Below are 22,905 nucleotides of genomic sequence, written 5' to 3'. Positions count from 1 at the left end.
TCTAGTTATCATCCAAAATAAATTTTAATAACGTTTTTATAAATAATTCCGGTTCTTCAAAATGAGGATAATGTGCTGAAGTATTAAAGCGGACAATTTTACTTTGATCTTCTATATTAAATTTTATCGTTCCATTCATTAAATAGTCATGAAATCCATTAATATAAAGACTTTTTTGTTTTAGTAAACAGGGGTTAAATGATCCTGAATTAAATGTTTCGTCGTTAAATGAGGATACTATTTTAAAATAAGCTTCATCCGAATCTTTTACATTATGTTCTGAGTCTATTTTATTCCACCAATTCATTGCGTTTTCATTTACCCAATAATATTTTTGTCTTTCTTTTTGTCTCATTTTTAAGTCTGAAAAAAGTTTTCGAATTTCAGGCGAAATTTCATAGGGCTCAATATTAGCTTTTGAGATTAATTCTACTGCTTTTTTAAATTCTTTTGGTTGACTATTGCGTAAAACAAGAAGATCCAACCCTAATGAAGTATTTAAACAATCATTTGGATGAAGACTTGTTCCAGATAAAATAAATTTAAAATCCATTTTTGGATTATTCCATAGGTAGTCGTAAACCAAACGCGCACCATAACTATGTCCATACAACACTGGTGGTAATTTTAAATTAAAAACTTCTTGTGTCGCCATGAGAAGAGTTTTTAAATCTTCAATATTTCCTCTATGGTTTAAAGTTTTTATTTCATTCTCTTTTATTTTTGATCTGCCAGATCCTCTTTGATCATAAGTTATAAAAGCTAATTGTGATTCATAAAATGCATTAAAATGAGTTAAGCCTTCTTCAAAATCTTTTGAATGGCTCCCTGGCCCGCCGTGGACATAAAATACACAATGGCCATTCCAATTTTTGGGAGTGTGGATTGCTACATAGAGATCATTTATAATAAGAGTTTTAGTTTTCATTTTGATATTCCTTTATCATATGAAATTTTACTTTTATTTAGGATTTTGGTTATGAAATTTTGATTAAAATGAGCACTATTAAATATCCTAGATTATTTTTTAAATCTCTCCATTAGTATCAAATATATAACCAGAAGATTATTGCTATATGGTTTTTTTGATCCATAGTAGCTATTTATTTAATTAAATAAAATAAGATAAATTGTCAATATTATTTAAAAAAAATAAAATTCATTATGAAGTAGTATATTATTATAATAAATTATAATAATATTGAAATTATTCTTATAATTATTTTACATTTATAATTATTTTAAATTTATATAAAAAAATTTTATTTTTTTATCCACTTTAAATTAAGCTAAACATATTAAATTATTAAAAAGCTAATATCGATAAATAATTTGAATAAGATAACCAATATTTATTTTTAACAAATATATTTTAACTACTTCAAGGTAATGTCTAACTTCATTAAAACTTCTTTTAATTTATCAAAATCTCTTAATGTTAAGATGATTTCTTTATTTTCTATCGTTCCGCCACAAGCTAATTTATTTTTTAATTCGGAACAAAGTAATTTTAAACTTTCCTCATTATTTGCTTCTGGATCTGTAAAGTTAAATAATATAGCCACAGGTTTTCCTGCTCTCCCCTTTGTTTCTTTCCGGGCTTGCACTTTCCCTTTGATTTTTTGAGCCGGTCTTTTTTCATTCTTTTGAGATGAAGACTCGCTTCCTTTTAATGATATTGGTTTTTCTTCTGTAGTCGATATGAGCGACCCAACCCACTCTAATTTTGTTGGTTTTGTCTTTTTCTTTTCTGTCATAATTCCACCTTATTTGACCCTTAGCTTATATGTGAGGCATTAATTTTTCTTCACAAATGAGCAAACTGCATGTACAACATACCGTCATCTTTCTCCTTCCTTATTTAATATTACATAGGAAGGCTATTTGCTTTTTACTTATTTTTTTGGAGTTGTCCTATGTCCGTAAATCCATGGCATCCTTGGCATTCTGTGAGTGTTGGTGAAAAAGTTCCATCAATTGTTACAGCAATTATTGAAATTCCTCGTGGCTCTAAAAATAAATATGAAATCGATGCGGATTCGGGATTGTTATTTCTAGATCGTGTTTTATCGAGTCCTATGTTTTATCCAATAAATTATGGTTTCATCCCACAAACTTATTGTGATGACGGTGACCCTCTCGACGTTATGGTTATTGGCCAAGATCCCGTTCATCCTCTCAGCATGATGGATGTAAAAGTGATTGGTTGTATGAAAATGATTGACGGTGGAGATGCTGATGATAAAATTTTAGCTGTTCACGTTGATGATCCTCAGTTTAAGCATATTAATGATCTTAAACAAATGGAAGAAATCAATCCTCATTATTTAAAAGAAATAGAACAGTTTTTTAAAACATATAAGCTTCTTGAAAATAAAAAAGTTGAAATCGTTGGCTGGTGTGGAAAAGAAGACGCTGAAAAAATAATCAATGAAAGTATTGATTTTTATAATAGAAATAAAGAAATGCTAAAAAAATAATTTAAAATTATAAACTATTTTTTTGATTAAAAGTCTCCTTATTAAATTAATTTTATAAGGAGACTTTTAATATTAATTTAACAATTATTTTTCATATAGTTCTATTGCAGATAATCAATTAATCCCTCTTTATTTAAAACTTTTTGAACTGCTGGGCGATCGTAAACACGTTTCATATAATTTGTAATATTTTTATGATCTTTCGTGTTTATTTTTACCCATTTTGTCCAACCTAAAATTGTAAAAAGATAGGCATCTGCAATTGTAAAGTTTTTGCCCATAATATACTCTTTATTTGTAAGTTTATCTTCAATATAGCTTAATAAATCATGTAATTTTTTGGTATAAAAATCTATAATTTCTTTTTGATTTGTTTCGGATGCTGTAATATTTTTTGCATGAAAAAAGGGTGTAAATGCTTTCTGGAGATCCGACGCGACAAAAGCTACCCAACTCATAGTTTCGTTTCGTTCAAAAGTTCCCTGTTTTTCAAGGAGCTGTGCAGATGGTTTTTGATCAGCCAAGTATTCAAGAATAGCTGTATTTTGCGTTAAGGTTTTTCCTTGATCTGTAACAAGTACAGGCACGGACCCCAAGGGGTTAAGCTTGTTGAGTTCTGCAACATTTAAATTTCTTTTCCAACTTACTTCTATGGGAGTGTAGTCTAATCCTAATTCTTCAATAGCAATATGGCATGCTGTAGAACAAGTCGCAGTAGAAAAATAAAATTTCATCATTTTTTATTCCTTATCTTCGTATGTGTTTCCTATTATGCAAAGCCGCTTAAAAGTAAGTTGATTCTGATGCGACTGCAAGTTTACGAAACAAAATAATGCATTCTTAAAATAATCTTCCTTCTATATGAGTAGAAGGTATCGCTTGACTAAAATTACCCAAATCAAGAATATAGGAGCGGCACTCAATCCTTAAAAATACGAGGGAACCCTATGTCCATAAATGAAAAATTAAAAATAACTCCTCTTTATGATGAGCATGTCGCTTTAGGCGCAAGAATGGTGCCTTTTGCTGGATGGAATATGCCAGTTCAATATTCTGGTGTTGTTGAAGAGCATAAATGCGTGAGAAATCAGGTAGGACTTTTTGATGTAAGCCATATGGGAGAAATTAATGTAACAGGGAGAGGTGCTCTTGATTTCTTACAAATGATGACTGTGAATGACGTATCAAAAATAATAATCGGACAAGCACAGTATAACGCATTTTGTTATGAAAATGGGACGATTGTGGATGATATTATTATTTATAGAAGAGGATATGATTCTTTTTTTATATGCGTAAACGCAAGTAATATTGAAAAAGATTACTCTTGGCTAAAGGAACATGCTCCAAAACAAGGTGTAATTTTAGAGAATTTAAGTGATGATTATGCGCAAATTGCTGTGCAAGGGCCAAAGAGTAGAGAACTCGTTTCAAAAGTAGTTGATGTTAAAATAGCAGATCTTGCTTATTATCATTTTGCGGAAGGGAAAGTATTAGGTGTTCCCTCTATTATTGCCCGTACAGGTTATACAGGAGAATTAGGATACGAATTATATATTCCTTCTTCTGCAGCTCCTAAAATTTGGAAAGCATTAATGCAAGCAGGAAGCGATTATGGGATTAAAGCTTGCGGATTGGGTGCACGAGACACATTAAGATTAGAGTGTGGATATCTCCTTTATGGAAATGATATGGATCATACAACGACTGCTTTAGAATGTGGTTTGTCATGGATTACAAAATTTGAAAAAAATACTTTTATTGGTAAAGAAGTTCTTTTAAATCAAAAAGAAAAAGGTTTAAATAAGCGTCTTGTTGCATTTGAAATGCAAGAAAAAGCAATTGGTCGTCATGGTTATAAAATTTATTCTTCGAAAGATGGCGAACAAGAAATTGGAATAATTACAAGTGGTAGTCCGTCTCCAACATTAACAAAAAACATTGGAATGGCTTATGTGACTACAGATTATTCAAAAATAGGTTCTTCAATTTGGATTGAAGTCCGTGGAGAAAAAAAATTAGCAATGGTTGTAAAAAAACCGTTTTTTGTTCATGGTAGTGTACAGGGTTAAAATGCTAAACCAGTTTAGTTGAAAAGGAAAATAGGTATGTCATATCCAGAAAATTTAAAATATACGAAAGAGCACGAATGGATTAAAATTGAAGGAAATACAGCTTCTATTGGTGTTACTAAATTTGCAATAAATCAATTAGGTGATGTTGTTTTTCTTGAATTACCTAAAGTGGGAGCAATTTTAAAACAAAATGATTCTTTTGGAACCATTGAATCTACTAAAACAGTGAGCGAATTATATACTCCAGCATCCTGTACTGTAACACATGTTAACAATGAAATAGTTGATAACCCAGAAAACCTTTCATTAGATGCTTACGAAAAAGGTTGGCTTATTAAAGTTGAAATTAAGCAAGAACCAACTGGACTATTAACAGCATCCGAATACGAAAAATATATATCTGGACAAGATTAAAAATAAAAATTCGATAGACGGGTTACAAAAACCCGTTTTTTTTTTAAAAGGGAATAAATATGTCAGGACATCGTTTACTTCCAACAACAGAACAAGATAAAATTGATATTTTTAAATCTTGTGGCGTTAGTAGTATGGAAGATCTTTTAATTGGAATTCCAAAAGAAGTTCGTTTAAAAAGTATTCTCTCTATAGGAGATGGGCTTTCAGAAATAGAAATAAAAAGAAAAATTTCACAAATTTTAAAAAATTCAAGAAATAAAAAATCTTCATTAAGTTTTTTAGGTGCAGGTGTTTACGATCATTTTTGCCCAGCTGCGATTAACCAATTAACTTTAAGGGGTGAGTTTTTAACATCTTACACTCCTTATCAGCCTGAATTTTCTCAAGGAACACTTCAAGCTTTATTTGAATATCAAAGTATGGTTTCTGAAATATTCGGAATGGAAATATCAAATGCTTCACATTATGATGGTTCAACAAGCATGGCAGAAGCTGCTTTAATGGCCTTAAGAATGAAGCAAAATAAAAAAAGAATATTAGTTTCATCTGGAGTTCATCCAGAATATGTTGAAGTATTAAAAACTTATTTAACAAATTTAGGAGTTGAAGTTTCTTTAATTCCAGTAAATGAAAAGGGAACAACATCATTATCTGCATTAAAATCTTTATTAGCAGATGATGTTGCTTTAGTAATAGCACAAAGTCCAAATTTTATGGGATGCATTGAAGATATGCAAGAAATGAGCGATCTTTCTCATTCTAAAGGTTCTTTATTTTCTGCTAACGTAACAGAGCCTTTAAGTCTTGCTCTTTTAAAAACACCTGGTGAATATGATTGTGATATTGCCACAGGAGAAGGACAGAGTTTTGGACTACCGCAAAGTTTTGGTGGCCCTTATGTAGGACTTTTTACAACACGTTTAGAGAATGTAAGGCAAATGCCGGGACGTCTTTGTGGTGAAACCGTTGATGCTTTAGGTAGAAAAAGTTTTACTTTGACTTTAAGTACAAGAGAACAGCATATTCGACGTGAAAAAGCGACTTCTAATATTTGTACTAATCAAAATTTGTGTGCTTTGTGGGCATCTATTTGGTTAGCGTTGGTTGGAAAAGAAGGTTTTGTAGAACTTGCAGAACAAAATTTAGCCAAATCAGAATATGCAAAATCAGAATTAACAAAAACAGGAAAAGCAAAAATTAGATATTCAAATACAAATACATTTAATGAATTTGTTTTAGAATTAAATACCTCATCTTCTGAATTTATAAAAAAATGTGTTGAAAATAACCTTGCTCCTGGTGTTTCTTTACAAAGATTTTTTCCGGATGATAAAAATGGTTTATTAATTGCAGTTACTGAAAAAAAATCTCGTGAAGATATAGATTTATTTGTTGATCTCTTAAAAAGATTTGGATGAGGTAATTATATTATGAATTATTTAAATAAAAAAACGGGACAAAATATTGTATTAGAAGAAGAACTTTTATTTGATCGTTCTCATAAAGGTGGCTACGGTATAGGGTTACCTAAATTAGATGTTCCTGAAGTAAATTATAAAAAACTTTATAATAAAAATTTAAGAAAAAATAAAGCAAGACTTCCAGAGCTCTCCGAGCCAGAAGTTGTTCGCCATTTTACCAGATTATCTACTTGGAACTATGCAATTGATTTAGGTATTTATCCACTTGGTTCTTGTACAATGAAACACAATCCAAGGTTAAATGAAGAAATTGCGAGAAGTTCTGAAATTTGTGAAGCGCATCCTTATGATCCAATTGAGTGGACTCAGGGGCATTTGCAAATTATGTATGAATTGCAAGAAGATCTAAAAAAAGTAACAGGAATGCCCGCTGTTTCTTTACAGCCAAGTGCTGGAGCGCAAGGAGAATTTACAGGCTTATTATTAATTTCTGCTTATCACAGAAATAAAGGAAAAATTAAAAAGACAATTATTACTGCAGATACATCTCATGGAACAAATCCAGCAAGTGCTGCTTTAGCTGGTTATAATATTGTTCAAGTTCAAACTGGTGAAGATGGATATGTTACTTTAGATTCTGTAAAAGATGTATTAACAGATGATGTTGCTGCAATGATGCTGACAAATCCAAATACATTAGGATTTTTTGAAAAAAATATAGAACAAATTGCAAAATTACTTCATGAAAAAGATGCTCTACTTTATATTGATGGCGCAAATATGAATGCTGTTTTGGGTTTAAGCCGTCCCGGTGATTATGGAGCAGATGTAATTCAATTTAATTTACATAAAACGTTTACAACACCTCATGGAGGAGGAGGGCCAGGCAGTGGTCCCATTGCAGTAAGCGAAAAACTAATTCCATATTTGCCAATTCCAAGAGTAGAAGAAAAAAATGGAAATTATCATTTAAATTATTCTTTTTCAAAATCAATAGGAAGAGTAAAATCTTTTTATGGAAATTATGGAATGTTTATTCGAGCGTGGTGTTACATTAAGGCTCTTGGAGGTGAAGGTCTCCGTAAAGTTAGTGAAAATGCAATATTAAATGCAAATTACATAAAATCACAATTAAAAGATGTATTGCATATTCCAGTAGACGGAAATCATCTGCACGAAGTAGTATTTAATGATAAAAACCAAAAAGAAAGTGGATGGGACACCTCTAAAATTGCAAAAGCATTAATTGATTACGGAATGCATCCACCCACTGTTTACTTTCCATTATGCGTTAAAAATGCATTAATGGTAGAACCAACAGAAACAGAAAGCAAAGATGAATTGGATAGATTTATTTTATCCATTAAAGAAATTGTTACTTCAAAAGATTCTTCTGTGGTGCATCCTAAGAGAGCTTTTCGTGAAAAAATAGATGAAGTAAAAGCCGCTCGTGAATTAAAATTAACCTATAAATTTAAAGATGAATGAAAAAATTCATCTTTAAAAAAGGATTAAAAAATGAATAATTTTGAATTATACAATCCCGTAAAAATTATATTTGGAAAAGACTCTATAGGCAGTTTGCCATCTTTATTACAAAACCATGAAAAAATTCTATTTGCATTTGGTGGTGGTTCTATAAAAGAAAATGGAATTTATGATCAAATTAAAACTGCATTAATTCATAAAGATGTTTATGAATTTTCTGGAATTGAAGCGAATCCAGAATATGATACTTTAATGAAAGCGGTTGAGCTTTGTAGAAAGTGCAAAATTGATTTTATTTTAGCGGTTGGTGGTGGCTCTGTTATTGACGGCTGTAAATTTATTGCAAATGCAGTTAAATTTAAAAAATCCGATCCTTGGAATATTTTAATGGGAGAGCAGTCTGACAATGCTTTGCCTCTTGGTTGTGTATTAACGTTACCTGCTACAGGTTCAGAAATGAATCCATTTAGTGTTATTTCAAGAAGAAGCATGCAGCAAAAAAAAGATTTTTCATCTGTTCATTCTTATCCTGTTTTTTCTATATTAGACCCATCTGTTACTTTTAGTCTACCTGAAAGACAAGTGATTAATGGAATTATAGATCCATTTGTTCATGTAACAGAACAATATTTAACATACAAAGTAAATTCTCCTTTGCAAGATCGCCAAAGCGAAGCTATTTTAAATACCTTAATTGAAGAAGGCCCAAAAGCGCTCAATAATCCTAAAGATTATGATGTAAGAGCTAATTTAATGTGGTGCGCTTCTAATGCTTTAAATGGTGTTATTGGTAAAGGTGTTCCACAAGATTGGGCAACTCATCAAATTGGTCATATGTTAACAGCATTATATAATTTAGATCATGCACAAACTCTTGCTATTATTTTACCAGCATTATTAAAACATGAATTTGAATTTAAAAAAGAGAAACTAGTTTCTTATGGAAAAAGAGTATTTAATTTAGATTATAGTTCAGATAATAAAATAGCTTCTTCTGCTATAGATAAAACAGAAAAATTTTTTAGATCTTTAGGTGCAAAAACTAGATTATCTGAATACAAAATTTCCAAGAAAGATTTGCCTGATATTGCTAAAAAAGTAATGGAAGTATCAAAAGGAAATAAATTAGGAGAAAACAAACGTATTGGAGAAGATGAAATTTTAGGGATTTTAGAAATTGCATGGACTGCTTACGATTAAACTAATCCAATTTTCATAAAAACAGATTCCATATTCAAATCAGAAATAATTTCATCATTTGAATATAAATAAAGATATTTTTCAATATTATGATTGATTATTCCGTTGAAAAATCCTTTATTTGATGAAATATAAAGAACTTTTATTTCGTTAAAGTTTGATTTAAATGGTAATTTTATTTTAAATAAATCTTCACAAGAATCAGGAAAGTTAATAACAGTCCAATAGCTTTTCCCTATTCTGTTAAATTTTATTGATTTTATATTTGTATTAAATTTATTTGTTAAGCATAACATTTTTGTCATTTCATGAAGAGAGTAATATTTTACTATTATATTATTAAAAAAATTTAAATCTTTTAAAAATAAATAAAAAATATCTTCTATTAGATTATCTTCTTTTTTTTCAAGATAAATATGATTTTCTATAAATTCATAAAAAATATCATATCTGTTTATATTTAGTTCTTGTTCTAAATATTTGAATGTTTGTGTAAAAATATATAATATCCCATCTTGATTATCTCCTTCAATAATTTTTTTATACAAAGAATTATGTAATTTATTCATATTATTTGAAACAAAAGACGTATTATTATTTTTTTGTAAGTTATTTCTCATTTTTTATTGTCCAATTTTAGGAATTGCAATTAAATTCTAATATAATTTGGTCTATAACATTATTTATTTTATAAATTAATAGAAATTGAGATGAGATTTATATTATAAAACTTTTAATTTACAGAGTAATACAAATATACTCTGTAAATTTTTTAATACTTAGTATATAAATTGTCAAATAAAAAAATTGAAATAATGTTTCTTAAGTGTTTTCAGACAAGTAAAAAAATATTTAAAATATATTTTTTCAATATATTTTGGTCGAATCAAAATTGTTGAATTTTCAACAGAAAATAAGTAAATACAAATATGGTATGGATATACTTACAATTCTCTTTATGAAGGAGTCCACTATGAGCTTAAATATTTGGAATACAATGCATGAGTTTCAAGATATTAAATTAGATAGAACAGAAGATGGTATAGCAAAAATAACGATAAACCGCCCTCATGTACGAAATGCATTTCGTCCTGAAACCGTAAAAGAATTATTACAGGCTTTTGAAATATGCAGAGATAATTCAAAAATCGGTGTCATTATATTAACCGGTGAAGGCAAAGAGGCATTTTGTTCAGGTGGCGATCAAAAAGTAAGAGGAAATGGTGGTTATGTTGGTCAAGATGGTTTGCCACGTTTAAATATATTAGACGTCCAAAAAGCGATAAGGTCTATGCCAAAGCCAGTTGTAGCTATGGTTGCTGGCTATGCAATTGGTGGGGGGCATGTTCTACATGTTGTTTGTGATCTCACGATTGCAGGAGATAATGCTAAGTTTGGACAAACAGGACCTAAAGTAGGCTCATTTGATGGTGGTCTTGGAAGTAGTTATTTAGCAAGAATTGTAGGACAAAAGAAAGCAAGAGAAATTTGGTATTTATGTCGTCAATATAATGCAACACAAGCTTTAGAAATGGGATTAGTAAATCATGTTGTTCCTGTAGATGAACTTGAAGCAGAAACATTAAAATGGTGCCGAGAAATGTTAGAGCATTCTCCACTTGCATTACGCTGTTTAAAAGCTTCCTTAAATGCAGATTGTGATGGACAAATTGGTTTGCTTGATTTAGCTGGAAATGCAACACTTCTTTATTACTTAAGTGAAGAAGCAAAAGAAGGAAAAGAAGCCTTCATTGAAAAAAGAAAACCCGATTTTAATAAATTCGATAGATTTCCGTGAGGATAAATGGATAACACGCTAAAAAAAACAAATAAAATAATTCCTTGGATTTTGGCTTCAAGACCTAAAACATTATCAGCCGCATTTACCCCTATTTTTGTTGCAACTGCTGTTGCATATTCTGTTTTACGCCCTACAGAAAATAAAGTAACATGGGCATATAGTATATTTGCCCTACTTGCTTCTATTTTTATTCAAATTGGAACCAATTTAATTAATGACGCTCTTGATTTCAAAAAGGGAGCAGATGATGAAAATAGGTTAGGTCCTAAAAGAGTAACTCAAAGTGGTCTTTTAAATTCAAAACAAGTCATGTTTGGTGGATTTTTAAGTTTTTTGATTGCCATTCTTTTTTCAATACCAATCGTTATTCATGGGGGAATTCCAATCATAATAATTGGAATTATTTCTTTATTATTTGGATATTTATATACTGGCGGCCCTTATCCTTTAGCTTATGTTGGTTTAGGCGAATTATTTGTTATTTTATTTTTTGGATTTACGGCAGTTCTTGGTGTTTTTTATTTACAAACTGGATTTATTACTGCAGCTCCTATAATAGCTGGTCTTCAAGTAGGCTTACTTGCAACAGTATTAATTTCTATTAATAATTTTAGAGATTATATAGGTGATAAACGAGTTGGTAAAATGACATTGGCGGCTCGATTCGGAAAAAAATTTGCTAGAATTGAAATTGTTCTTTTATTTTTATTTACTTATTTGCTTAATATTTATTGGGTTTATAGCGGAAATATATGGGCAGGTTTGTTACCAATGCTAACTTTACCTCTAGCAATTAAAATTATTATAAGTATACTAAATAACGAACCATCTCAAATATTTAATAAATATTTGGGTATGTCTGCCTTAACTCAAATTTTATTTGGATTTTTAATGGGGATTGGCTTTTTTATAAGGTAATTTAATTTGTGCACATTGTTTTTATTCATTAATCAAATAAAAGATTTTCCTATAGTAATTATCTCTAATAGAGATGAATATAAAAAAAGAAAATCTTCCAATATTAATGGTTGGGATCGTGATTTGCAATTTTATGGCAATGATATTATTGCGCCTCGCGATGAATATAAAAAGGGCACTTGGTTTGCTTGTCAAAATATAATCAATCCAAAATGGGCTATATTAACAAATATTCGCCATTTAAAATCTTATAAAGAAGACTTAAAGTCTAGAGGTGATATTATTCTAGATTTTTTAAATTCAAGTGATACAGCAGAATCATACTTAAATCGTCTTAAAAAAATAGCCCATGAATATAATTATTTTAATTTAATTTTTTCAGATGGTGAGTGCATTTATTATTATCATAGTAAAGATCATGAAAGTAAATTATTATTTAAAACAGGTGATAATACAAAAAAAATTTTTGGATTGAGTAATGGTAAAATAGATTCAAATTGGCCAAAAATTAAAAATACCAAAAAAACGTTTTCAGCCTTTTTTAATAATCAGGATAATAAATTAAAAACGTTTGATGATTATTGGATCTATTTTAAGACTGAGATGATGAACAATAAAACTTATGATATCTCTGATCTACCAGATACAGGTGTCCCGCCAGAACAAGAGGTTTTTTTATCCTCTTTGTTTATTTCTAGTGAAAAATATGGTACAAATTCAACTTTATTATTTGGAATTAAACCTGACAGCTCAATGCAATTTTATGAACAAAGATATGATATAAATTCTAAAATAGAATCATCTAAAAAGATGAATATAAAATTTTATACAAATGAATAAATTTTTTAATATCCAATCACAAATTCAAAATATTGAAATAGCAGAGTATACTTTAAAGCCAAAATATAGTTTAAATTCAAAATATAAATCTTCAAATCACAGACCGGGTTTTTTACTTAAAATAAATTTTAAAGAAACTGGTGAGGGCTATTCTGATTGTTTTTCATGGGAAGAGCTTGGAGATTTTTCTTTGAAAGATCAAATTTTAAATTTAAAAAATAATGAATATAATATTCATTTAAAAAAGAGCATTTATTTTTCTTACATAGATTCTTTATATCGAGCAAAAAAACAAAATATTTTTAGTGGATTATTTATACCTAAAAATCATTTTACTTGTACTGATGTTAATTTGCTATCAAGCGAATTTATTGAACAATTAAATGAGCAAGGATTTTTAAAAATTAAAATAAAATGTGGCCTAAATTTAAAAAATGAAGCTCAAGTTATTAAAAATAATTCTCAGATTTTAAAAAAATTAAATATAAAGCTAAGATTAGATTTTAATAATTCTTGTGATTTTGAGAAAATTTTTTATTTTTTAAATGAGATTGGTGAGTTTTTAAATTTAATTGATTTTTTAGAAGATCCAATTTTATTTTCTGAAAATGATTGGCTACATATTAAAACAAAGTATCCAAATATAAAACTTGGAATAGATAGAATTAAAGATAATGAATTAAAAAACAATTTTATAAATTCATTATCCTTTGATTATTTAATATTAAAACCTGCTATTCAATATTTTTCCGAAGAAAACATCGATCCCAATACGAGCAAGAATATTCTTTTTACAAGTTATATGGATCATCCTTTAGGGCAATTATGCGCTTTATATGAGTCCTCTCTGTTTTACGTAAAAAATAAGCAAAAAATAAATGAGTGCGGTTTATTAACACATACTTTATATGAAAATAATTGTTATTCAGAGACATTTTCAGTTATAGATACAAAATTAATACCTTCTAATGAGGGATATGGATTTGGTTTTGATAAACTATTAAGCAAAGAACGTTGGAGAAGACTTGTATGAAAATAGATTGGCTTTCCAATGAATCCCATGTTTTTTTAAATCCTAAAGCCTTGCCATTACATAATTTATCTTTGAATAAAGTGATTAAAGATTATTCTCTTGAATCCCATATTATTTTAGCAACATCAGGCTCAACTGCTTTAAATTCAAGTGAAATGAAATTTGTAGCCTTGAGTAAAAATGCGATTTTAAATTCTTCAAAATCAGTTAACAATCATTTAGATTGTACTAAAAATGATATTCTTTTAAATGCCCTACCCTATTTTCATATTGGTGGCTTATCATTATATTCTAGGTCTTATTTAAGTGGTGCAAAATTAATAAATGTATATTCTGATTCTTTAAAATGGGATGCAAATTATTTCATACAAGAAATTATTAAAAATAAAGTAACTATTGCTTCTTTAGTTCCAACACAAATTTATGATTTAATCAATCAAAATTTGACTTCCCCTCCGTCCCTTAGAGCCGTTGTGGTTGGTGGTGGTGCTTTATCAAAATCTTTATATGACAAAGCAAAAAAATTAAATTGGCCTTTATTACCAAGCTATGGAATGACGGAATGTGCTTCTCAAATTGCAACTGCTGCTATAAATTTTAAATGGGAAACAACCTATCCAGAATTAAAAATTTTAGATCATTTAAATGTTAAAAAAAATGAATATGGAAATTTAAGTATTTCAGGTTCTTCTTTATTAACTGGATACATAATTTTAAAAAATAATGAAACTCAATTTTTAGATGTTAAAACTCATATTTCAAATGAATCAGATAAGTATTTAATTACTTCAGATATTGGTAATATTAAGGATTCATTTCTTCAAATTTATGGAAGAAGTGATGATGTTATTAAAGTTTCAGGTGAGAATGTTTCTTTATCTAGATTAGATCATATTTTATTAGATTTAAAAACAGAACTTGAATATAATGATGATGCTGCAGTTATTTATGAAAAAGATGAACGATTGGAAAATAAAATTTCACTTGTTTTTACAAAAGATAATATAAAATCTAGTAAATTATTTGACCAAATTAAAAATGAATTTAATAAAAGAGTTTTTCCTTTTGAGAAAATAAAAAATATTTATTTTATAGATAAAATTCCGAGGACTGAACTTGGTAAACTAAAGCGTAATCAATTAATATGTGATCTTTCAAAAAATAATCATCAATTATAATAAGGTAAATTGAATGAAAAATAATCCAAAATTTATAATATTTATTTTAGCTATAGGGTATATGATTGATTTTTTTGATTTAACAATTTTTGCCGTAGTAAGAACACCTGCATTGCAAGCGTTAGGAGTGCCCCAAGAAGATTTTATAAGTGTAAGCTCACTCATGTTTAATGCTCAAGCGGTTGGTGTTGTTGTGGGTGGAATTTTAAGTGGGATTTGGGGTGATAAATTTGGAAGAATGTCTGCCGTTAGAGCAGGTATTTTATTATATTCTGTTTGTATTATTTTGAATGCATTTGTTACTACAGTTCCCATGTTTGCTTTAATGAGATTTTTAGCTGCCGTTGGATTAGCGGGTGAATTTGCGGCTTCCATTACATTATTGAGTGAATTATTACCAGCCGATAAAAGAGCAAAAGCATCTGGTATCATTTATTCATCCGGTGTTGTTGGTGGTATGCTTGCAGCATTTATAGGTAGTTATTTTAATTGGCAAGTTTTATTTATTGTAGGTGGATTGGCTGGATTAATTTTGCTTTTTGTCCGAATTTCAGTTGCAGATTCTATTATTTATCAAAATATGAAATATCAAAGTCATGTTGTTAGAGGCAGTATAAAATTATTAATATTTAATAAAAATTCTTTTGCTAGAGTTGTTGCTCTTTTATTAGCAATTGTTCCTTTTTGGTTTATGGCATTTTTTGTAAATTTTGCACCTGAAATTGCTAAATCTGTTGGAATTAAAACTGCCATTAGTCAAGGGTTTTCTTTAGGTGTTTATTTTGTAGGTTCATTTATTGGGTCTTATTTTTTTCCATTTATTGCAAAATTAACTTATAGTAGAAAAAAATCTATTTTTAGTGCATTATTAATTATGTTCTTATCTATTTGTTTATTTTCTTTAGGCTCTTTGGTATCTATAGAAGTATATTATTCCATTTTATTTTTAATAGGTCTTGCAAGTGGATATTCTGGATTACTTATGGTTTTTGCTGTTGAAAGTTTTGGAACAAACCAAAGAAATATTGCATCTTCTATTATTTCTAATTTAGCAAGATGCTCTATTATAATTATGAATGCTTTTGTTCCTTGGATGTCTTTACAATTTAATGAAAAGTGGATTGGTTTGGTTATTTCAGCTGGTATTTTTTTAATACTAGGAACAATTGCATTATTAACATTAAAAGAAACAAATTATGCTTCACTTGATTATAATGAAGGAGAAAGCGTTCCTAGTTAAATTTAGCTTGCGCTTAATTTGACTAAAGTCTTTCCAAAACTTTTTCCTGTAAAAAGATCAATCATTGCTTGTGGAGAAGATTCAATTCCTTCTGAAACACTATGATTCCATTTTAATTTACCAGAATTTAATAATTGATAAGCACAATTTAAAAAACTTTCATTTAAATCTTGGTGATTTGTTGAAATAAATCCTTCTAATTTTAAACTCTTTTTAATAATTTGAAATAAATTTGATGGACCTGGTTTTTGAGTAACATTATTATATCCATCAATCATTCCTGAAAATGCAATACGTCCAAATTGTTTCATATTATCTAATGCAACACGAAGTTGTTCGCCCCCAGCATTTTCAAGATAAACGTCTATACCTTGTGGAAACGCCTGTGTAATTGATTCTGAAAAGCGGGTGTCATTATAATTAATTGCGACATCAATTTTTAATTCTTTTTCAAGCCATTTTCTTTTTTCTTCACTGCCAGCAGTTCCCACAACGTAACAGCCTATGGATTTAGCTAGTGCACAAGCAACAGAACCAACAGCTCCCGTCGCTCCTGATATAAATACTTTTTCACTTGGTTTTAAATTTGCGATTCGGAATAAAGCAGCGTAAGCGGTTAATCCTGCATTTCCTAAAATACTTAAATGTAGCTCAATTGGTAACGAGTTAGGCATGTCCGTGAGATTTAATTTTTTTAAATATTTTGCTTGAGAAACAAATGCTTCTCTCCATCCAAACATACTAATTACATATTCGCCTTCTGTAAATTTTGTTGATTTAGAAGAAATTACTTTTCCAATTGCACTTCCTTCTAAAGGGGAGTCTAGTTTAAATGGTGGGATGTAGCTAGGTGAGTCGTCCATTCTTCCTCTCATATAGGGGTCAACAGACATCCAAATATTTTGTACTAAAACTTCTTCTTCTTTAACTTCAGGTATTTTTTTTTCAACTAATATAAAATCATTTAATTTAGGAAGTCCAATTGGTCTTGAGGCAAGATGAATTTCTTTAGATAAATTTATGGATAATGTTTGTGCCATTTTTATTTCCAATTCTGTTAATTGCAAATGAAAGAAAGGAGACAAACATAAATTTAGTCAAATTTAGAAATATATCAATGATAATTTATTATTATAAATTGGTTGTCTATTTTTATTTAATGAAGTTCTTTTTGCGCTTCCATAACTAAAACTTTAGCCTGTGCAAGACTTTCTTGGCTAATTTCTTCACCAGATAAAAGAATAGCGATTTCGTTTATTTTTTCGTCTTTATTCGCTTGAATTATTTTTGTTACTGTTTTGTTGTTTCTGAGTTCTTTCGAAACAACAAAATGATTTTGAGCATAACAAGCAACTTGTGGCAAGTGAGTGATGCACAATGCTTGTCTTGTTATGTTACCATATGAATTTTTGCAGAAATCGGATAATTTTCTACCTACTTTAGCCGCAATATTTCCACTAATGCCAGTGTCAATTTCGTCAAAAACAAAGACACTCATTGTTTCTTCATCAAATAAAACATTTTTAATCGCAAGCATTACTCTTGATAATTCTCCGCCACTTGCCACTTTTTCAATGGCTTGAGCTTCAATACCTACATTTGTACTTAATAAAAATTGTGCTTTTTCAGACCCAGACTTTGATAATGAAAAGAAATTTTTTAATAATTCTTGAGATATTTTTGAGTTTATAAATTCAAGAGTTTTTTGTTCATCTTGATATTTTATATTTTCTTTTAATTCACAAATAAACTTTGATTTAGGCATGCCTAATTCAGAAAGTTCTTTTTCTATGGACAATGAAATATAATCTAATTTGCTCATTCTCGAGTTTTTTAATTCTTCAGAAAGTGTTAGGGCATTTTTCAAAGTTTTTTCACATTTTTTAGATAAGTTAATCATTTCATTTTCTATATTTTCTGCTTTCAATAAATAACTTTCACATTTATTTTTATACAAAAAAATATCTTCTATGGTTGGGCCATATTTAATCAATAATTTATTATAAATTTCGATTCTTTGTGATGCTTGGTTTAATAAGGATTCATCTATTTCAAATTTATTTGAGGTTTGTTCAATTTTAAGAACAAGCTCTTCTAAAAGAAAAATGATTTCATCCATTTTTTCTGATTGAATTGGAATTTCAGTTTGACCAGATAATTTAATTAATTTTTCAATATTTTTTCTTGAATGTTTTAAAAGATCTAAACAATTAACTTCATCATTTGATAAATTCATATTGATTTCAGAACAAATTCTTTTTAACAAATTTGATTTGTTGCCTAATGAAATAATATCTTCTATTTTTTTAAATTCATTTAAAGAAATATTGGCTTCATTTATTTGAGAAAGTTCAAATTCATATAAATTTTTTTCCCTTCTTAATAAATCTTGTTCAAATATTAATTGTTTTAATTGCTTTAGTTGTTCATGGCCTAAATTAAAATGATGAATATAATTTTTATAATTTAATGTGTTTTGGGCAAACTCATCTAAAAAGGAGGTGTGAGTATCACTATCTAATAATCTTTGATTTTCAAACTGACTGCTAATATCTATTAATTCGCCAGATATATATTGAAGAGTTTTAGAGCTTACTATGGTTTCATTAATCGTAGCTCGGTGTTTTCCATTTCTTTGAATATATCTTTTAATAACAATTTCATCGGGGTCGTCTGAATAAAGAGGAATTCCAAACTCTTCAAGCGTAGAAAATATGGAGGAATCGTTTTTATTTGGAGTGAATATTCCAGTGACCAGAGCGCTTTCATGACCTGTTCTTATTAATTTAGTGTCAACTCTACATCCCCTTAGAAGGCACATGGCATCTACTAGTAAAGACTTTCCTGCGCCTGTTTCTCCTGTGATGACATTTAATCCTTTTTGAAAATGGACAGATATATTCTCTGCAATAGCTAGATTTTGTATATTTAGCTGTTTTAACATTTGTTTTTCCTTAAACAATGAATTGCTTTCATCATAAAATCATAAATCAACCAAAAGCTCCGATTACATGTCATATTATGATTATTAATCTTGCACATTCAAGAAAATTTGCCATGATATGCTACTTAGGTTAGGAGATGCAAGACATACGAAAGTCATGGTTGCTAGAGGAGCGTATAAACATGGCAAAGCATTTTAAGACAGTAATGACACATTTTTCTCGATATCTTCCTCCAGGAAGAGTAACTAATAATGATCTTAGCAAGCTCATGGACACAAATGATGCTTGGATAACGGAAAGATCAGGTATTAGAGAAAGACGTTTTGTGGAAGAACCCACAACAACTTCCGATCTTGCGATTGAAGCTGTAAAGAAAATTCTTGAAGAATCTAAATTAAAACCTTCTGATTTTGATTATATTATCGCCTCTACATTATCTCCGGATTTTTATTTTCCTGGAATTGCTCCCATTGTGCAGCATAAATTGGGATTTCCTATGATCCCAGCTGTAGATATTCGAGTGCAATGTAGTGCTTTTGTCTATTCCACACAATTAGCTGATGCTATGATTAAAAGTGGACAATACAAACGAATTTTGTTGGTATTTTCTGATGTACAAAGCAAGCTTCTCGATCTGACTACAAATGGCAGAAACGTAGCTGTGCTTTTTGGTGATGGCGCAGCTGCAGTTATATGTGAAGCTGAAGAATGTTCTGAGTCTGAATTACCATCTACAAATAATAATAAATCTGGTGTGATTGACACCATTCTTGGAAGTGATGGAACAGGTGCAGAACTTCTTTTGATACGTTCACCAGGAACGGCTACAAAAGGATTTTTAAATCCAGAAACTCATGGACTAGGTGACTGGCATCCTAAAATGGAAGGTCGTTTGGTTTTCAAACATGCTGTAAGTAGAATGTGTGAAGTTGCTGAAACATTAATGAAGAGACATCAAATCACTGCGAACGATATTGCTTGTTTAATTCCTCATCAAGCAAACTTAAGAATTAGTGAAATGGTAAGAGAAAAAATGGAGCTTTCTCCAGATAAAGTCTTCAATAATATTCATCAATATGGAAATACAACTTCAGCGACAATTCCAATTTGTATTAATGAAGCACTTGAGCAAGGTAGAGTTAAAAAAGGTGACCTAATTTTAACTGTTGCTTTTGGAGCTGGTTTTACTTGGGGCGGAAGTTTAATTCGGTTGTAAAAGTTACTTTACTTACCAAAATCTCCAAAGCTAAGTAAAAATGTTATCATAATTCCTGAGACAGTTGCTTGGGAGGGATCAGAGATTAGTGTACTTCCATAAGTTGTTACTTTATATGGAAAGGTATAATGATATCCTCCTCCCATACTTGCTTTAAAATTTTTTCCTCCTGAAACTCCTAACATTAAAAATGGTTCAATAAATAAATAATCCACTATAATGCTTCCACTTTGTGAACTATTTATCGAGGTAAAATTTAAATTCCCTACTCCAAATAAACCACCTAATTTAAAATCTATAAAAGATAAATCAAATCCATAACCAGATTTTAATCCAAGTGTTGTTAATTCATAAGTGCTTGCCGAAGTACTAACGCTACTTGTTGCTGTGCTTCCATATAAAACACGACCACCTGTAAAAAATCCTTTTCTCATAAAAGTAGCATCACCACCCAACATCAACATGCTGGTTGGAAAAGTAGGTTGACTCGCGTTTGAAGCAATTGTTGCAAATTTTCCATAAGTTGGTTGAAATAAACCAACGACAGCACCAGCAGAGGATTCATTGTTACTTGAAAAAGCTGAACTTATTAAAATAATATTTAAAGAGAAGATGCATATAAATTGAATAAATTTAATATTGAAATAAATCATTTTTAAGCCTTAAGTCATATTTTAGTTTTAATTTTTCGGAATATTTTTAAAATGATATACGGTAAATTTTACCTAAGATAATTTATTGGTATTCTAATTAAATTTAGATTCATTAATGTTTCAAAAGTCTTATTTGACAAAAAAAATAAAATAATTTATTAACTTAATAATTTTATTTTTTTATTTGATAGGTAATTCAATGCATCCTTTTAAACGGCTATTTATATATGCGAAAAGTTATCAGAAAGATGTTATATTAGCTAGCATTTATTCATCGCTAAATAAAATATTTGATATTATGCCAGAAATTTTAATTGGTATTGCCATAGATACTGTAGTAAATAAACAGAATGCGATATTATCAAAATTAGGAATTTCATCTGCAAAAGAACAAATTCTATTTTTAGGAATTATAACAGCTTTAATTTGGATATTAGAATCTTTTTTTGAATATTTATATTCTATTAAATGGAGAAATATAGCTCAAAATTTACAACATGATCTTAGAATGGATCTCTATTCTCATATTCAAAAATTAGATATCTCCTATTTTGAGAATAAAAATACAGGAAACTTACTTTCTATTTTAAACGATGATATAAATCAAATTGAAAGATTTTTAAATAATGGAATAAATTCTATTATACAAGTTTTTTTGTCTTCCACATTAATAGGAATTATTTTTTTTATTTTAACACCTTCAATCGCAATATTGTCTCTTGTTCCTATTCCTTTTATTTTATTCGGAGCTTTTTATTTTCAAAGAAAAATTGGTCCTAAATATTATAATGTAAGAGAAAATGCGGGTGAATTAAATTCTATTTTAAATAATAATATTTTAGGAATTTCAACAATTAAAAGTTTTACAACAGAAAATTATGAAATAAATAGAATTAAATCCTTAAGTAATAAATATAGAAAATCTAATCATGAAGCCATAAAAATAAGTTCCGCAATAACTCCTATAATCAGAATGGCTGTAATGATGGGATTTATGCTTATTTTAATTTACGGTGGTTTTTTAACATTAGAAAATAAATTAAACGTAGCTATTTATAGTATTTTAATATTTCTTTCTCAAAGACTTTTATGGCCATTAACAGGGTTATCTGAAATAACAGATAATTATCAAAGATCACTTGCCTCAATAAATCGAGTTATGGATTTATTAAAAACACCAATTAAAATAATAGAACAAGGAGAGAGATTAAATTTAATTCAAACAAAAGGTGAAATTATTTGTAAAGATTTAAAATTTTCTTATTTAACGAGCCCTGTTTTAAAAAATATTAATATAAATATTCTTCCGGGTGAAACCGTTGCCTTTGTTGGAACTACAGGATCGGGAAAAAGTACTTTATTAAAACTTTTTCTTCGTTTTTATGAAAAAACATCAGGACAAATATTAATAGACGGAAAAGATATTTCTGAAATTAATTTATTTGATTTACGAAAATCTATTGGTTATGTTAGCCAAGATATTTTTTTAATAAATGGAACAATTGCTGAAAACATTGCATACGGTTCGTTTCATGCAACTCTTGAAGAAATCAAAAATGCAGCAAAATTAGCAGAATCTCATGAATTTATTTCTTTACTAGAGTCAGGTTATGAAACAAAAATTGGAGAACGCGGTCAAAAATTATCTGGTGGCCAAAGACAACGCCTCGCTATTGCTAGAGCAATTTTAAAAAATCCTCCTATTCTTATATTAGATGAAGCAACATCAGCAGTAGATAATGAAACAGAATTAGCAATACAAAAATCATTAGAAAAATTAGTTTTAGGGCGAACTACAATTCTTGTAGCACATAGATTGTCAACTATAAGGCATGCAGATAAAATATTTGTCTTTGATCATGGCGAAATTATGGAATCAGGTAATCATGAAACTTTAGTAATGAAAAAAGGAATATATTCTGGATTATGGAGTATACAAATGGGAGAGAAAATTTAGAAAAAAACATATTCATCATAATATAAATGTTTTTTCTAAACAG

Annotated in this window: 21 protein-coding genes; 14 read left to right on the top strand and 7 right to left on the bottom strand. The window is 29.0% G+C overall.

What is annotated here, in order from left to right:
- Position 1: 1 nt before the first annotated feature.
- Both GCL60_RS07955 and GCL60_RS07950 read right to left on the bottom strand, forming a co-directional pair.
- Positions 2-928, bottom strand: coding sequence for an alpha/beta hydrolase (locus tag GCL60_RS07955; RefSeq protein ID WP_153420007.1), 927 nt, complete (start codon positions 926-928; stop codon positions 2-4).
- A 448-nt stretch (positions 929-1,376) separates the two neighbouring features.
- Positions 1,377-1,757, bottom strand: coding sequence for an SUI1 family translation initiation factor (locus GCL60_RS07950; RefSeq protein ID WP_153420005.1), 381 nt, complete (start codon positions 1,755-1,757; stop codon positions 1,377-1,379).
- Between the two features lie 159 nt (positions 1,758-1,916).
- Here GCL60_RS07950 and GCL60_RS07945 point away from each other — a divergent pair, with 159 nt between their 5' ends.
- Entirely contained in the window at positions 1,917-2,480 is a 564-nt protein-coding gene (locus GCL60_RS07945; protein WP_153420003.1) for an inorganic diphosphatase, read from the top strand.
- A gap of 101 nt (positions 2,481-2,581) precedes the next feature.
- Here GCL60_RS07945 and GCL60_RS07940 read toward each other — a convergent pair whose 3' ends face one another.
- Positions 2,582-3,217 (bottom strand): glutathione binding-like protein, encoded by a 636-nt coding sequence (locus GCL60_RS07940; protein ID WP_153420001.1) that lies wholly within the window; start codon positions 3,215-3,217, stop codon positions 2,582-2,584.
- A gap of 210 nt (positions 3,218-3,427) precedes the next feature.
- On the opposite strand from GCL60_RS07940, the gene gcvT reads away from it, so the two are divergent.
- The 5 genes from gcvT to GCL60_RS07915 are packed head-to-tail and all read left to right on the top strand — an operon-like array spanning position 3,428 to position 9,081.
- Positions 3,428-4,552: a glycine cleavage system aminomethyltransferase GcvT gene (gene gcvT / locus GCL60_RS07935; RefSeq protein WP_153419999.1), complete on the top strand. Its 1,125-nt coding sequence runs from the start codon at positions 3,428-3,430 to the stop codon at positions 4,550-4,552.
- Between the two features lie 36 nt (positions 4,553-4,588).
- Positions 4,589-4,969 carry a glycine cleavage system protein GcvH gene (gcvH, locus tag GCL60_RS07930; protein WP_153419996.1) on the top strand — a complete coding sequence of 127 codons (381 nt, stop codon included), beginning with the start codon at positions 4,589-4,591 and terminating at the stop codon, positions 4,967-4,969.
- Positions 4,970-5,028: 59 nt separating this feature from the next.
- Positions 5,029-6,390, top strand: coding sequence for an aminomethyl-transferring glycine dehydrogenase subunit GcvPA (gene gcvPA / locus GCL60_RS07925; RefSeq protein ID WP_153419994.1), 1,362 nt, complete (start codon positions 5,029-5,031; stop codon positions 6,388-6,390).
- Positions 6,391-6,402: 12 nt separating this feature from the next.
- Positions 6,403-7,881: an aminomethyl-transferring glycine dehydrogenase subunit GcvPB gene (gcvPB, locus tag GCL60_RS07920; RefSeq protein ID WP_153419992.1), complete on the top strand. Its 1,479-nt coding sequence runs from the start codon at positions 6,403-6,405 to the stop codon at positions 7,879-7,881.
- A gap of 30 nt (positions 7,882-7,911) precedes the next feature.
- Positions 7,912-9,081, top strand: coding sequence for an iron-containing alcohol dehydrogenase (locus tag GCL60_RS07915; protein WP_153419989.1), 1,170 nt, complete (start codon positions 7,912-7,914; stop codon positions 9,079-9,081).
- Here GCL60_RS07915 and GCL60_RS07910 read toward each other — a convergent pair.
- Positions 9,078-9,701, bottom strand: a complete 624-nt coding sequence (locus tag GCL60_RS07910) for a hypothetical protein (RefSeq protein ID WP_153419986.1) — start codon at positions 9,699-9,701, stop codon at positions 9,078-9,080. The two genes, GCL60_RS07915 and GCL60_RS07910, sit on opposite strands and share 4 nt — an antisense overlap.
- 353 nt (positions 9,702-10,054) lie before the next feature.
- Between GCL60_RS07910 and menB the strand changes: the two genes are divergently transcribed.
- From menB to GCL60_RS07880, 6 genes are read left to right on the top strand one after another with little or no spacing between them, the layout of a single operon-like run.
- Positions 10,055-10,879, top strand: a complete 825-nt coding sequence (gene menB / locus GCL60_RS07905) for a 1,4-dihydroxy-2-naphthoyl-CoA synthase (RefSeq protein ID WP_153419984.1) — start codon at positions 10,055-10,057, stop codon at positions 10,877-10,879.
- Positions 10,880-10,885: 6 nt separating this feature from the next.
- Positions 10,886-11,800: a 1,4-dihydroxy-2-naphthoate octaprenyltransferase gene (gene menA / locus GCL60_RS07900; protein WP_153419982.1), complete on the top strand. Its 915-nt coding sequence runs from the start codon at positions 10,886-10,888 to the stop codon at positions 11,798-11,800.
- A 6-nt stretch (positions 11,801-11,806) separates the two neighbouring features.
- Positions 11,807-12,640 (top strand): NRDE family protein, encoded by an 834-nt coding sequence (locus GCL60_RS07895; protein WP_153419980.1) that lies wholly within the window; start codon positions 11,807-11,809, stop codon positions 12,638-12,640.
- A complete protein-coding gene (locus GCL60_RS07890) occupies positions 12,633-13,673 on the top strand; it encodes a beta/alpha barrel domain-containing protein (protein WP_153419978.1) in 1,041 nt (346 codons plus the stop codon). The genes GCL60_RS07895 and GCL60_RS07890 overlap by 8 nt, the downstream gene beginning before the upstream one ends.
- Positions 13,670-14,851, top strand: a complete 1,182-nt coding sequence (locus GCL60_RS07885) for an AMP-binding protein (protein WP_153419976.1) — start codon at positions 13,670-13,672, stop codon at positions 14,849-14,851. Before GCL60_RS07890 ends, GCL60_RS07885 begins: the two co-directional genes overlap by 4 nt.
- A 13-nt stretch (positions 14,852-14,864) precedes the next feature.
- The gene (locus GCL60_RS07880; protein WP_153419974.1) at positions 14,865-16,091 is read left to right on the top strand and encodes an MFS transporter; all 1,227 of its coding nucleotides are present in this window, start codon (positions 14,865-14,867) and stop codon (positions 16,089-16,091) included.
- A 2-nt stretch (positions 16,092-16,093) separates the two neighbouring features.
- Here GCL60_RS07880 and GCL60_RS07875 read toward each other — a convergent pair whose 3' ends face one another.
- The gene (locus GCL60_RS07875) at positions 16,094-17,131 is read right to left on the bottom strand and encodes an NADP-dependent oxidoreductase (protein WP_202614010.1); all 1,038 of its coding nucleotides are present in this window, start codon (positions 17,129-17,131) and stop codon (positions 16,094-16,096) included.
- A gap of 116 nt (positions 17,132-17,247) precedes the next feature.
- Positions 17,248-19,035, bottom strand: a complete 1,788-nt coding sequence (locus GCL60_RS07870) for a DNA repair protein RecN (RefSeq protein ID WP_153419972.1) — start codon at positions 19,033-19,035, stop codon at positions 17,248-17,250.
- Between the two features lie 182 nt (positions 19,036-19,217).
- Here GCL60_RS07870 and GCL60_RS07865 point away from each other — a divergent pair, with 182 nt between their 5' ends.
- Positions 19,218-20,252, top strand: coding sequence for a 3-oxoacyl-ACP synthase III family protein (locus GCL60_RS07865; RefSeq protein ID WP_153419970.1), 1,035 nt, complete (start codon positions 19,218-19,220; stop codon positions 20,250-20,252).
- 8 nt (positions 20,253-20,260) lie between these two features.
- On the opposite strand, the gene GCL60_RS07860 is transcribed toward GCL60_RS07865, so the two are convergent.
- Positions 20,261-20,905 carry a hypothetical protein gene (locus GCL60_RS07860; RefSeq protein WP_153419968.1) on the bottom strand — a complete coding sequence of 215 codons (645 nt, stop codon included), beginning with the start codon at positions 20,903-20,905 and terminating at the stop codon, positions 20,261-20,263.
- Positions 20,906-21,104: 199 nt separating this feature from the next.
- Here GCL60_RS07860 and GCL60_RS07855 point away from each other — a divergent pair, with 199 nt between their 5' ends.
- The gene (locus tag GCL60_RS07855) at positions 21,105-22,862 is read left to right on the top strand and encodes an ABC transporter ATP-binding protein (protein WP_153419966.1); all 1,758 of its coding nucleotides are present in this window, start codon (positions 21,105-21,107) and stop codon (positions 22,860-22,862) included.
- Positions 22,863-22,905: the final 43 nt, after the last annotated feature.

This window comes from Silvanigrella paludirubra (assembly GCF_009208775.1).
Lineage (GTDB): Bacteria > Bdellovibrionota_B > Oligoflexia > Silvanigrellales > Silvanigrellaceae > Silvanigrella > Silvanigrella paludirubra.
The sequence above is the reverse complement of the archived record's forward strand: the minus strand, read 5'-3'. Positions and strand labels throughout refer to the sequence as shown.